At 55.3% G+C, this 14,327-nt stretch carries 7 protein-coding genes; 1 reads left to right on the forward strand and 6 read right to left on the reverse strand.

Annotation, left to right across the window (positions count from 1 at the left end; all coding sequences use genetic code 11):
• Window positions 1-122: 122 nt before the first annotated feature.
• From GUC32_RS11390 to GUC32_RS11410, 5 genes are all read right to left on the reverse strand, one after another.
• Window positions 123-4,268 (reverse strand): amino acid adenylation domain-containing protein, encoded by a 4,146-nt coding sequence (locus GUC32_RS11390; protein WP_369435731.1) that lies wholly within the window; start codon window positions 4,266-4,268, stop codon window positions 123-125.
• Window positions 4,268-8,074 (reverse strand): AMP-binding protein, encoded by a 3,807-nt coding sequence (locus tag GUC32_RS11395; protein WP_060447212.1) that lies wholly within the window; start codon window positions 8,072-8,074, stop codon window positions 4,268-4,270. Before GUC32_RS11395 ends, GUC32_RS11390 begins: the two co-directional genes overlap by 1 nt.
• A 17-nt stretch (window positions 8,075-8,091) precedes the next feature.
• A complete protein-coding gene (locus GUC32_RS11400) occupies window positions 8,092-8,541 on the reverse strand; it encodes a toxin-activating lysine-acyltransferase (RefSeq protein ID WP_369435732.1) in 450 nt (149 codons plus the stop codon).
• 18 nt (window positions 8,542-8,559) lie between these two features.
• Complete coding sequence (locus GUC32_RS11405; protein WP_050505189.1) at window positions 8,560-10,086, reverse strand: hypothetical protein; 1,527 nt, start codon at window positions 10,084-10,086, stop codon at window positions 8,560-8,562.
• A gap of 362 nt (window positions 10,087-10,448) precedes the next feature.
• Complete coding sequence (locus GUC32_RS11410) at window positions 10,449-10,739, reverse strand: hypothetical protein (RefSeq protein ID WP_049208108.1); 291 nt, start codon at window positions 10,737-10,739, stop codon at window positions 10,449-10,451.
• Between the two features lie 300 nt (window positions 10,740-11,039).
• Here GUC32_RS11410 and dcp point away from each other — a divergent pair, with 300 nt between their 5' ends.
• Entirely contained in the window at window positions 11,040-13,241 is a 2,202-nt protein-coding gene (gene dcp / locus GUC32_RS11415) for a peptidyl-dipeptidase Dcp (RefSeq protein WP_025302736.1), read from the forward strand.
• Window positions 13,242-13,348: 107 nt separating this feature from the next.
• Here the strand turns inward: dcp and GUC32_RS11420 are convergent, their stop codons facing one another.
• The gene (locus tag GUC32_RS11420) at window positions 13,349-14,245 is read right to left on the reverse strand and encodes a LysR family transcriptional regulator (RefSeq protein WP_025302737.1); all 897 of its coding nucleotides are present in this window, start codon (window positions 14,243-14,245) and stop codon (window positions 13,349-13,351) included.
• Between the last annotated feature and the right edge of the window lie 82 nt (window positions 14,246-14,327).

Here is a 14,327-nt window from a genome sequence, read left to right on the forward strand (position 1 = left end):
AAAAAAATAACGAATAAAAAATATCCATGAATGTGTAGTAAAAGCAGAACAAAAAAATCCAACTGCTGGGTAATTTCATCAGTGCCTCGATAGGTTTGATTGGCCAGGGGTATCTTCTCGCGTTATTCCAATGATGTGGACAACGCGCGCAGCATCCGCGTCAGCGCTCGAAGAAGTTGAGCGTTGTTTAAAATGCTGTAATGCGTTTCTGCACAATAATTGAGTTGAACGTCATGAGAGGATTGCCTCTCCCAGCGTTGTGCAAGATTGGGGTGTTTACGCTGACGTTGCTGGCTGAGCCAAAGCGTCAGCGGTATCGCTATCTGTGGCAGAGGGCCGGCGTTATTCGTCAGATCAAAGGATTTTTTCAGCGCCCAACAAAAGGCTTCGGCATGTTCCAGCGTGATCTTCTCCGCAAGCACGCTCTGATTCAGCGCATAGTGCATTTTTATCTCGTTGGCGAAGCTGTCTATCGCGTTCGTTTCTTGATGCCGACACAAATGGCGCGCAATACCGAGAGAGTCGAACAGGCTGAGATAACTTTGCGCCACGCTGAAACCTCGATTCACTGAGGGGTGCTGGGCGGGCAAACCGCTGTCGACAAGCACCGCATGCGCAAAGGGCGCGCCTTGTTCCGTAGCCTGCGCCGCCATATGGACAGCTAATTGGCCGCCCAATGACCAGCCGGCGATAACGGCAGTGTCGCGTTTGGCACGCGGTATGGCCGCCAAATGGGAGGCGGCCAATCGCTGCAGGGTGAGTGTGTCGTCTGCGCCTGGCGCGGCCAACCCCGGGCTGGCGATGGTGATGATGTTGGCGCAGGCGTAAAGTTGTTTTGTCCACTTTGCATATTGATGTACCTGGCCACCGGCACCATGCACCAAATACAAGGTGGGCAGAGAGGGGCGATCGGCTGCGCCGGACAACATCGATAACGGCAGGGGCGCGTTATCGCGCAGACGCTCGGCAAGTTTATCGAGCTGTGAGTAGCCAAGGATTTCCGCCAGGGTTAATTCCACATTAAGGGCGCGCTTGATGTTACCCAAAAACGTAATGCCGGAAAGCGAGCTGCCGCCATTGCTGAAGAAGCTGGCATAGGGGTCGATCTTGTCTGGAGCACAGCCTAACGTATCCGCCAACAACTCACGTAGCAGCATGAGTTCCGCGGACGCGGCGGGAACAACATCGCTGGCCTGACTCCGTTCGGTGCCTGGCGATAGCAAGGTGCGATCCAATTTGCCGTTGCGTGAAAGCGGGAAACGTTCGATAAGATGATAGTGGGATGGCGCCATATACGCGGGCAATGCGGCCGTAACCTGCTCGCGTATTCTTTGCTCCGCCTGGACGCTGGCTTTCCCCGCCTCGGTCAATGTGAAATAGGCTTCCAGATACGGTGTGCCGTTCCTGGTTTCATCGCGACAGACGACGCACGCTTCAGCGACCAGTTCGCTGCTTTTGAGCGCGAATTCGACGTCACCCAATTCGACGCGAAAACCCTGCAGTTTCACCTGTTGGTCTTCGCGGCCGAGAAATTCGATGTAACCGCTGCGATGCCAACGGCCACGATCGCCGGTGCGGTACACGCGTTCTCCGGTGGTTGGGAGAAGAACAAAGCTGCCGGCGGTGGTTTGCCTATCGCGCCAATACTCGCGGGCAACGCCAACGCCACCGATATAAATGTCGCCGGTAACGCCGAAACCGCACGGCTCGAGTTTTTCACTCAACACCCACATGCTTTGATTCGGCAATGCGGTTCCATAGGGGATGGCGTTTCTGTAGTGCGTATCTCGTGTAAGCGGATGATAAATTGACCATATTGCCCCTTCGGTGGCACCGCCAAGGCTGGTGATGGTGGCGTTGGGGCAAAGCCGATGTGCTTCGGCGATCAGCCGCGGAGAGATACGATCGCCGCTCAGCCAGATATGCCGCAGTTGAGGCAGCGACAGGATGTTTTCTTGCGCGCAGTATTGCACCAGCATTTGCAAGATGGCGGGAACCGAGTTCCAGATGCTGATTTTCCGCTGGCGTATCGCATGTAGCCATGCTGACGGCTCTTTAGCGTCGTGCGGCGATAACACGGTTACCGATGCGCCGGCTAGCCAACTGCCGAACAGGTCATAGACCGATAAATCGAAGGCCAGGTCGGCGAGCGCCAATACGTTGTCACGATGTGAAACGTTAAACAGTTGATTCATGGTCAGCAAGGTATTGGTGACGGCGCCGTGTTCCATCGCCACGCCTTTTGGCGTGCCTGTCGTCCCCGATGTATAAATGACATAGGCGAGTGCTTCCGCTTCGCCTGGTGGGAAGGTTGCTGTGCCTGTGACAGGGGGAGAAAACAGCGCCTCCAGATCCTGAACGCGGGTTGTCTGCGGATAGCGGGCGCGATGGTGAGCCCGATTGCTCACAACCCAGGCGCAACCCGATATTCGCATAATGGCCGCTACGCGGGCATCCGGTAATCCTTCGGCCAACGGCAAGTAGGCGCGTCCGGCGAGGATCACGCCGAGCGCCGCAATAGCTTGATGAGCGCCGCGTGGAAGATCGATGGCGATGAGCGCGCCTGGGGCGGTATGGGCGTTCAGCCAATGCGCCACGAAGCCGGCGTGCCGCAATAGCCGATCGTAATGCCACACCTGATCTTCCTCGAACAACGCCGGGCGATCCCCATGCTGGTGGGCAGCGCGTAACAGCCGATCGGAAAGAGGTTGCCGCAAGCATACCGGCATCGCCTGCCCGACGGAGAGCTGCCGCAATTGCCGGTTATCGGCCATTGGCGCCAGCGAATAGTGGTCGACGGCCCGCGAAGGATCGCAGGCAATTTGCTGCAACAGCAATGCGTAAGCTTGCGCCAATCCGTTAATACGCTCCGGCGTAAACAGCTTGGCGTTGTATTGCCACTCCAACTGAATGCCTTCTGCGCCGGAAATCACTTCCAGAACCAGATCAAACTTGGGCGGCGCATAGCGTCTTGGCAGGGTGTTAACCTGCGCACCGCCAAGATTTAGCTCGTTGCTTTTGCGATGTTGGCAGACGAACATGATTTGAAAAATGGGGTGGAACTTGCCGCGCGTGGGCTTGAGTTGTTCAACCAGGTAAGAGAAGGGCAATCCCTGATGTTTGAAAGCGCGCGCAAATTTATTGGCGTTCTTTTGCAGCAGCGCGGTGAAACTGTCGTCGCCAGTGATGATAAATTGGTGAGCGATCGTGTTGACGAAGCTGCCAACGGCGTCGTTTAACGTCGGCTCGTTCCTGTTGGCGATCGGGCTACCGATGACCACGCGATCCGTCGCCGATTCTCTGGCAATCAGTAATGCGAAGGCGGAGTGCAACAGCGTAAACAGCGTCGTACCGTTATGTTTGGCTAACTGGGCCAGGGCCGGCTGCAGTTCGTTCGTCAGCGATGTTCTGACGATATTCTGTGTTTTGCCTCCCGCGGTGATGGCGATATCGTATTCAAGCGCGTGTTTTTCCGGCGCACCATCCAGTTCATCGCGCCAAAACGCCATGCTGTCATCGACATTGGCGACGGCGAGGAAAGGGTCTTCAAGATAGCGGAAAAACGCCTGACCGTTGTCATAATGCCAATGCTCTTCGTACGCTTGATAGTCACGGCTCAGTTCATCCACCAGCAAATTGGCCGTCCAGCCGTCGACCACGCAATGGTGGAAGGTCAAGAACAGATAGTGGTGCTGCGCGCTCTTTCTCAAGATCCGGCAGCGCAGGGGATACTCAGCCGCGAGGTCAAACGGAATCGTACACTGGGCGTTAAGCGCCGCCAGCATATTTTCTTGCTGCTCTTCACTGTTCAGCCTGCTGATGTCCTCGAGGCTGTGTTCGAAAATGGTTTCATCAGGATGCACGATGTCAACGGTGATGGCTTCACCGTCTAGCCGGTAGCGGCCGCAAAGCGCACCGTGCCGCTTGAGCAGTTTTTTCAACGCGGCGAGCAAACGCTCGGGTTCAAAGGGCCCCAGGATCTCTTTAGCGATCGGAATGTTATACAGCGGGCTGTTCTTGGTGAAGTTTTCATACAGCCACAGGTATTGGCCCGCGTAGTGATTGACGGTGTAACAAGGCTTCTCGCCGGTGTGCCGCTCTGAATTGTCTGGCGTACAGACAGATAAAAATGCGGTAATGTCTTCCTGCACCGTACTGAGTGCGGCGGCGTCAACATGCTCGATGGTTTGGCGTCGAGGCGACAGCTCGCCGAATTTTGCTCCCTGTTTCGCCATTTCCATCAGATTGATCAAGCCGATGACGCTCATCAGTGCGCTCCTTCCATGTTGACGTCGATAGTTTTCGCTGTTCGACCGCTTTTATTCGGGCGTTTGTCGCTGTGGGCGGAAATCAAATTCAGCCAATGCGCTAAGCTACACAACTGCACTCCCGGGTTTCTCCGCTGCGCCATTGTGAAGGCGGCGCGATGGTCGATATTCTCGCCATCATCGAAACCGAAGATCCTCAGTACGCAGCCGTTCAATCGCTCATTGGCCGTATCGAACCGAATGTGCGGGAAATAACCCAGCCGCGCAGAGAGGGCTATCAACTCTGTAACGCCGGCGTCGACGGCTTGGCGGCGCGCATCGACTTTATGCAGCAACAGTAGTCGCTCATGCCGGAAATCGCGTAGCAGGCCCTGCGTGAGTCTGGCTCCGCCGGCCGTATCATGCATAAAGATCATGTGGTTAACTCGGCCGGGCAGGGTGTGCAGCAGGGCCGAAAGTGCATCGAGCCAACTGGCATATTGAGTGGCTTCGTTCGGTACGTTGAATATGGCCGCGTTCAGCGACCATTCAGCAGGCAACGGCAGCGCCTGCGGTGACAGAATGTCCACACCGCGTTTGTCGGCGAGGGCGGCCAATAAAAGCCGTTCATCTGTGCCTTCGGGAGATTGAATAAACAGCCTGCTGCTGGTCGGCGCCTCGGTTGATAGACAGCGGCCGATAGCGCAACGGATGTCCAGATGCTGCGGATCCAGACCATAGCGTGCATGGGCCAACTGCGTCAGGTGTCGGCAGAAATCGGCGAGTCTTGGATGTTCAAGAATGTCGCTCAGGTTCAGATCCAACCGACAGTGGGCGTTAAGCACGTTAATGATTTTTATGGCCTGCAGGGACTCGCCGCCGAGCGTGAAGAAGTCGCCATCGTCACTGCCCAGCGTCGCCAGCCAAACTTCATGCACCAGGGTGTTGAATGTCGTCGAACGCAACTCCCGTGTGGGTTCAGGCATCCGGGATTGTCTCTCCAGGGTGCGATAATCAATCTTGCCGTTAGCCAGTTTGACCAGCGGCGTTGGATGATGCACGAAGCGCTGAGGAATATGGGCATTGGGCAGTTCGCCGTACAGTGTGCGGCGCATTGCCTCACTGAGCGGCTGCCGGCTGTGATAATGCGCGTACAGTTCCGTTCCCGCGTCGCCGCTTTTGGCCAGTACGGCAATCTCGACAATGGAGGGCAAGCGGGCCAGACAGCTTTCTATCTCACCCATATTGACGCGCTGCCCGGCGATTTTCGCTTCACGAATTTTGCGGCCAAGGAACACCAACTGCCCATCTTGGCGCTGGCAGGCGATATCGCCGGTACGAAAGGCGGGCATGAGATGGCCGTTGGCCTCAAGGGTGACGAACTTTTCCGCGCTCAGCGTTGGTTGATGCCAATATCCCAGGCCGACGGTCGCTCCGGCTATCAGTAATTCGCCGCTGCAGCCGAGCGGCAACGGCCTGAGATCCTCGCCGACGATCGCCGTGTATATACCATCCAGCGGTGTGCCTATCGTCACGGCGGCGCCATCGTTTTTGATTTCTGCGGCCGTCGCCACCACGGTTGTTTCGGTTGGGCCGTAGGAGTTGAATAACTTCCTGCCTTTGGGGTAGTGCGCGAACCAGCGTTCTTTGGCTCGCGGTGAAAGGCTTTCGCCGCCGATGATAACGGTAGTGACGGCCGGCGGTAGCGTCTGTTCACCGCCGGAGGCGAACAGCATTTCATTAAAGTAGGCGGTCGGCAGATCCAACAGGCTGATTTGATGATCGTCGCAGAATGTGAAGAAAGCGGCAAAGCTGTGCTTGACGGTCTCGGGGGCGATACACAGGTGGGCGCCGGCCCCCAGCGTCATGAAAATTTCTTCGATGCAGGCATCGAAATGCAAGGGCGCAAATTGCAACACGCGTTCGTGCGGTTGAATGCCATAGCATTTTATCGCCGCATCGACAAAAACGTTGAGGGCATGTCGGGCGCCTATCACGCCTTTAGGCATTCCCGTCGAACCGGAGGTAAACATGATATAGCTGGTACCGACCGGGAACGCCGGCGCCTCAGTCGATGTTTGCCGGCGAAACACGGTGAAGTGTGCGAAATCCGTCGGCATATTGAGTGTCGATGCGCGCCAATGCGCCAATGCGCCAGGCTCGGAATGAACGGAGGGACGCGTGCGATCGGTAATCAGGATAGCGTCGCTAAACTGTTCAAGCAGTTGACGGTAAGCCGCTCCATCCCCTTTGGCATTCAGGTTGACGAAGGGCATTTTCAATTGCAACGCAGCAAGCATGCAGATGATGGCCTCCGGCCCTTGCGGCAAGTCGAGCAACAGTACGGTATGTGCGGCGCGAACGGGAGCCAGGACATCGGCCAGCGCACGCCACTGCTGCTGCAAAACGGCATAAGACAGCGTTCTGAGCGATGACGAAGCGTGTTCAGGCGTGAGGATCGCCGTGCGTTGCGGCGCTTGAACGACGGCACGATCGATACGCTGCATGATATCGACCACGTTGTCGTTGGCTGTTTTACCCAGCAGCGAGAGCGGGAAACGTTGTCGCAATGCCGCGACGGAAAGATTTTCCGGATCGTCGTACAGCAAGGTGCACAAGGTCTGTATCCCCTGGCTGTGCCGCACCAGACTGGCCGCATCGTAAAGCCCTGAGTCGGCATCGATCTCCAGCCGCAGCGTTTGGTTATCGAGATCGGGACGCATGTTGAAGACCAGATCCTGCGCGCCTCCTGAGCGTAAGTTACGGATTTCACTACGCTGAGCGGGAGAGAATGAGGCTGCCGCTTCAAAGGGAATGATATTGACCACGATGTTGAACAACGGCGAGCGGCTGGCGACGCTCCTCAGACTTTTTATCTCTTCGTAACGAAACGCTTGATGTTTCTTGAGTTGCTTGAGCGCGTGTTCAATGGTTTGCGCCAACTGTCGGCATGAAGCGGTGTCCTCAATATCGAGAGTCAAAGGAACAACGTTGGTCTTGCAGGTTAGCGCCTGCCTCGACAGGGCGTCTGTTCGCGCCATCATAGGGACGCCGATCGTTTGCTGCTTCTCGCCGGTACATAGGTACAAATACGCCATCACCGCTACAAAAGTGCGCGCCAGCCAAGAAGGATGTTCGGTTTGCAGCGCAAGCCGCTCGGCAGGATAGGGCAACGACGTCACATGGCGGATGGTCTGTCCCGAGGGAATATTGGCGCAGGCTAATGTCATCGGGTCTGGCAGTGAGGCGCTGGCCGCTTGCCAAAAATGTCGGTCTGCTTGATAGGCGGCTGACTGTTTATACTCAGATTCAGCCCTGAGCAAGGCATCGATCGCCGGTACGTCTTGCGGTTGTTGTGTCTGGTCTCGGTAGGCCTGCGCCACTTGATGGATCAGCAAATAAGTGCCGTAACCATCAAGCAGCAGATGGTGGCTGCAGAAATACCACAGAAAGCGTTTCTCACCCAGCCTGATGATTTTTTGTCTGAATAACGGCGCTGCGTTCAGCGAGAAGGGGCGCTTAGCATCCGCTTCCATTAATTCGATAGCGGTGGCCATATCGTTGGCGCTCTGCGAAAGATCTACCCATTCCACTGAGATATTGGCGGTGACGGAATATTGATAAGGCGTGCCGTTATTCTCATCAAACAGAACGTGCAGCGTAGGGGTTTGGCTGATGACACGATGAATAGCACGTTTCATTCTTGCGATATCGAGAGTGTGATTTATTTCGACATATTCCGCGATATTATAGCTCGATTTATCATCGCCGATCTTGGTGCCATAGTAAAATCCTGCCTGTGAATCCAGTAATTGATGTTTGCTCATTGCCTCATCCCTGACAATTATTTTTCTTTATTTTTTACAGTCATCAGTCTGCCCGTTCGGCGGGAGCGCCACACAACCGTGCGGCGTTCTACGATGGGGTGAACTCTTTTAAGGTGTTCCAAACATAAATGCACGCTGCCTGGCTTGCAGCAAAAATCTAAAATACACAGCGTACCGCCCTCATCCCATTCTGAGTTATGGAGAAGAAACTGCGGATCGTTAATAAATCGACTCAGCGTCTCATCTTTCAGGTAGGCCCAGGTTATATACCCTATCGGGTTATCCAAATGGTCGAATAATATTTTAAATTGGTTTTGATTAATCGCTTCCTGAGTCCATAGCTGCAACGTTTTTATATGGTACAAACTGTAATTTTTATTCATCAACATACAGTTAACGGCGAAGCCCAGGTTCTCGTATTGACTGAACCTACTTTTACCCTGCTGGTTTTCTTTGATAAAACTCACGAAATATCCTCAGCGTTGTTATTGTAATACGTTGATCGCCTGGCGCTCGAAACGGTCGAGATAGGTTTGCAATTGTTCGGTGATCTCGCTGACTTCGCCGCGCCAGCCGGAAATTTCTTGAAAAATCACTTCACGGCGCATGAACGTGCGGGAACCCAACCTTCTGGTGACGGTCTGCTTCATCGCCAGTTGTAATCCGGCGGAGGTTTGAGCTGCTGATGTTTCCTGAAGGTATTGCGCGTATAACCGACGGAACGCCAGAGAAAATCTCTCCTCCGCGGTCGTACCCTGTTGCTCGGCGGGAACCCTTACGGGTGCGTCGATGAGCCGGTGCAATAGGGCAATCGCCGGATGAGCATTCCCCAGGCCAAGACCTTGTCGACGGGTAAAGACGCCGGGAGCCAAATCGAACATTTTTTGCAAGCGTTCGCCTAAGGAGAACCACTCGGCGGTGAGAGGCAGGCGTTGTAAAAATGCAGGGTCAAAACCCGCCATACCGAGATTATCCAGCAGGCAGGCTCGTTTATAGGCCATGTTGAAGGCCGCACCGATGCCTTGGTGCGCTGCCGCGAGAAATGCCGGGCCGAATTGATGCTTGGCTAAATAAAAAGCGAGATCTTGCAAGCCTCTCAGCAACAAAGGGGCGTCTTCATTGAGCTTGTTGTGTTGAATGTAGCTGCGCCCGGGATCGCGACGTTCTGCGGGAAAAACACTGCGAACACCATGAAAGTCCAGCAGCCTACCGGCCATATCGCAATTGGAGGGTGAGGTCATCATCACCAAATGCCGGGTGCGGCAGTACGCGATCTGCGTCGCGAGACGCCGGGCAAGCTCGCAGAGCCCGTAGAATGCTTGTTCTTCCTGGGGCAATGCCAACCAGCTTGCGGCGTCAAACTCCGGGGGACGAGGCAGAAAAGCCGGTGCGGCGACAATCAGCTTTTCGACCCGCTGAATATCCGAAGGCTGCCTTTGCATCGCATCATGAGGATGATAGTAGGGTGCGCGGCAAAAATGTGCAGGGCGCACGACGGGCTCACGCACCAGCAACGCCTTGCGGTTATGGGGACTTCTCGCCGATTCAGGAGAGATGGCGGCTAAGGGGCTATCGGTCACCAAGATCGCCTGATTGGGCACGGCACCGTAAGGCAGCAGTTTGGCCATGACGTTCCCCCATAATGCCTCCAATACTGCGCCGGTCATCGTCAACTCGCCATCGACATGCTTTGCCCCTTGACCGACTAACGCATTAGCCCCAATACCTTTAACCTGCCAACGCCCATCAAAGCCACAGCGTGCTCCGCCGCCGTTGCGCGAAATAGCGCCGCCGCCATAACGTTCGGCGAAAAAGACTTTTTCATCGTTTAAGCGCGGCGTACCATCATCAAAAATAGCATGGCGATTATTTTCTTCGATGAGATAGCTGGTCTCTTTTTTCAGTTCGTCTTGTTCAGCAGGGCTTAATGCATTGTGCCAGAGTAATTGAGAACCTGTCTTTTTTGCGACGAAAGGGATCAAGCTTTCGTGAAGCATGGCGAGCTTTGTCATTTTTTAATCGTTATTTTTATTGGTGCAGAGTAAGTTAAATCCCGGCCTTATTGCACAAGGAATAATAAGACTGTTTTTTTAATTTGATGAATCCGGTGTTGAAAGTGAAGACGAAGGTGAAGGGCGGCCACCGCCACTGCCATTCCAGGTTGGGCCCATAGGAACCTGTGGAATAGCAACGTTAACCGGCATGTGTGGTGCGGCTTGAATAGCTATTTCCGTCCCGACGCCCACGGCTAAGGATACGGGGGTGGGTAATTTCGCTATTGTGCTCAGGCTACCGACAATGAGCGAAGTCGGATTATAAGAATCGTTGCCGTCAGATCCGTTAATACATGACAATTCAACTTCCGTTAAGGCTCTCATTTAAACTCCTTCTTGCGAGAGGTGATAGATAAAACAAGCGAAAAAATAATCGCCATCGGCAAACCATAACTGGCCGTGGTTTTAAGGGCGGCCGTATCCAAAAGGATCGCCTGGCGCTGCAGGCAGTAGTCTAAAAATACGGCAAGGGGAAATATCAAGAACAGCATAACGATGTGGTACGTGCGCACGCCTTTTTTCTTCGCGTTTTTATAGATCGCACTGATAATGAGGATGAAAATGACAATAAGAACTATTTCCGTTATAAGGTGCAATTTGATTAGCTCCATTAATCAAAATTTACATCAAGTTACATTGGGTAACCTGATAAGTCAACAGGGTATTTTATGATTCCTCTTTATTTATCATGGTATTGAATTAATTAATCATAAAATGATTACCTTTTGTGACTATGTGTCGATGATGAAAAATAAAGATGTCAAAGAAGCGTTTGGCCGCGGTCGGCGAGGCGGTTAACTTCTAATCACTTGTTTTTGCTCAAACTGCCAACTGCGCCTAAGCTAGGTGATGACTCTGAGGGAGCCATTCCCCGAGACCTTATTCCGTGAACATGGAGGAGTTTCGATTTGATGCGTTTATCCACATTGGTGCTGGCGATCGGCATGGCGCTGGGCTCGCAGGCACAGGCAGCAGAAACCCAACCTCACGCCGACCATAGTGCCCTGCCCAGCGGCCAGGCGAAGGAGGCTACCGTGACCGGTGAAGCCAATCAGCACGACAAGCAAAAGACCCAAAACCCGTTCTTCTATCAAAGCCGTCTGCCGTTCCAGGCGCCGCCGTTCAACCTGATCAAGGAAAGCGACTACGCGCCGGCGATCGAGGCGGGCATCAAGCAAAAGCGGGAAGAGGTGGAGAAGATCGCCAACAACCCGGCCAAGCCCAACGTCAAGAATACCTTCGTGGCGCTGGAGCAGGCCGGTTCGCTGCTGACGCGGGTGATGAACGTGTTCGGCGCCATGACCTCGGCCAACACCAGCGATGCGCTGCAGAAGCTGGATGAAGAAACCTCGCCGATGCTGGCGGCGCTGAACGACGACATCATGCTCAACGGCAAGCTGTTCGCGCGCATCAAGGCCATCTATCAGGATCGCGATGCGCTGAAGCTGGATCCGGAATCGCGCCGGCTGGTGGAAGTGACCTACAAGAACTTCGAGCTGGCGGGCGCCAACCTGTCGGACGCCGACAAGGCCAAGCTGAAGGCGCTGAACCAGGAAGCAGCGACGCTGAGCACCCAGTTCACCAACAAACTGCTGGCGGCGAGCAAAAACGGCGCGCTGGCGATAACCGACCAGGCGAAACTGGACGGTCTGTCCGAAGGTGAGCTGGCCGCGGCAGCGCAGGCGGCCGCCGAGCGCAAGCTGGAGAAACAGTGGCTGTTGGTGCTGCAGAACACCACCCAGCAGCCGCTGCTGCAGAGCCTGAAAGATCGCGACACCCGCCAAGCGCTGTTCGACGCCTCCTGGACGCGCGCGGAGAAGGGCGACGGCAACGATACCCGCCAGACCCTTTCCCGTCTGGCCAAGGTACGCGCCGAGCAGGCCAAGCTGTTGGGCTACCCGAACTACGCCGCCTGGAAGCTGCAAAACCAGATGGCCAAGACGCCGGATGCCGCCTTGAGCTTTATGCGCAACATCGTGCCGGCGGCCACCGCGCGCGCCGAGCGTGAAGCCAAAGACATTCAGGCGGTGATCGATCAGCAGAAAGGCGACTTCAAGGTGCAGGCCTGGGACTGGCAGTTCTACGCCGAACAGGTGCGCAAGGCCAAGTACGATCTGGACGAATCGCAGATCAAACCTTACTTCGAGCTGAACAACGTGCTGAACAACGGCGTGTTTTACGCCGCCAACCTGCTGTACGGCATCAGTTTCAAAGAACGCAAGGACATTCCGGTCTACCAGCCGGACGTTAAGGTGTATGAAGTGTTCGACAAGGACGGCAAATCGCTGGCGCTGTTCTACACCGACTACTTCAAGCGCGACAACAAGGGCGGCGGCGCCTGGATGAGCAACTTCGTCGATCAGTCGAAGCTCAACGGCACCAAGCCGGTGATCTACAACGTCGCCAACTTCACCAAACCGGCGCCGGGGCAGCCGGCGCTGCTGTCGTATGACGACGTGATCACCATGTTCCACGAGTTCGGCCACGCGCTGCACGGTATGTTCGCCGATCAGGAATACCCGAGCCTGTCGGGTACCAACACCGCGCGCGATTTCGTCGAGTTCCCGTCGCAGTTCAACGAGCACTGGGTCAGCGATCCGAAAGTGTTCAGCCACTTCGCCAAGCATTATCAGACCGGCGAGGCGATGCCGCAGGAACTGGTCGACAAGATCAAGAAGGCCGACAAGTTCAACAAGGGCTACAGCATGACCGAGCTGCTGTCCGCCGCGCTGCTGGACATGCACTGGCACATGCTGACCGCCGACCAGCCGCAGCAAGACGTGGACAAGTTCGAGGCCGAGTCGCTGCAAAAAGACAAGGTCGATCTCGGCTACGTGCCGCCGCGCTACCGTTCCAGCTATTTCCAGCACATCTGGGGTAACGGCTACGCCGCGGGCTATTACGCCTATCTGTGGACGGAAATGCTGGCGGACGACGCCTTCCAGTGGTTCACCGAGCACGGTGGCCTGACCGCCGAAAACGGCCAGCGCTTCCGCGACATGATCCTGTCGCGCGGCAACAGCCAGGATCTGGAGAAGCTGTACATCGACTGGCGCGGCAAAGAGCCGAGCATCGAACCGATGCTGATCAACCGCGGGCTGAAGGACGAATAGTCCCGAGGGTATGAACAAGGAGAGTGAGTAAACCAACGGCACGCCAAATGCCGGTCGCATTCCGACGTTTGGCGGTGCCGTTTTCTGGTCGACAGAGAGAAGACAAGCTACCTGGCCTGAATTTCATGCACCAAATCGATAAATGCCTTGAGCCCCGGAGGAACATGTCGTCTGCCGGGATAATAGAGACGCAATCCGCCGAAAGCTGGGCACCATTCGTCCAGTACGCTAATAAGTCGACCTGATGCGATATCTTCACGGGCAAACCAATCTGAAACGAAGGCAATCCCCACACCGCTCAATGCGGCACGATGAATGGCGCGCATTTCATTCAATACAATGCGCGGCGGTACGTTGACTCGAAGTTTCTGTTGGTGGCGTTCCAATTCCCAATGGTAAATCCCTCCGTGTGACATACGCATCCCGACGCTTTTGTGCCGTAACAGATCCTCCGGCGATTGCGGTATGCCATGTTCAGCGAAATAGTCTGGTGTAGCGACCACCAACATGCGGATATCTCCCGTTAGCTCCACGGCGATCATGTCCTGCGGGACGGACTCCGCCAAACGGATCCCCGCGTCGTAACCTTCCGCCACAATGTCCACCATTCTTGATTCGCTGGTGATATCGAGCCGCATTTGCGGGTAACGCCGCAAATACGTTTCGATCAACGGTTCGTAGAGCAGGGAGACGCACTCCTGCGGTGCGCTGATGCGCAGCGTGCCGGTTGGCGCGTCGGGTTGGGTGGCGATCTCTTCTGATGCACGCCGAATCTCGGCCAGAGCGGGGGCGATTCGTTCTACATAACGCGCGCCCGCCGGCGTCAGGGCCACGCTGCGGGTCGAACGGTTAAACAGACGTATTTTCAGGCGGCTTTCCAACCCGGCCACCGCATTGCTGACGGCGGTGGCCGACATGCCTAATTGCCGTGCGGCGGCGCGAAAGCTTTGTCGCTGCGCCACCGCCAACACGACTTCCAACTCTGTCAGTCCACTGCGATGCATAGATTATCCCGATTATCGGTACAGTTCGTACAGGATAGACCCACTTATCGTATTGATCATCTGTTTCTATACTCGTTTGACT

The sequence above is a fragment of the Serratia sp. NGAS9 genome (assembly GCF_009905295.1).
Lineage (GTDB): Bacteria > Pseudomonadota > Gammaproteobacteria > Enterobacterales > Enterobacteriaceae > Serratia > Serratia bockelmannii.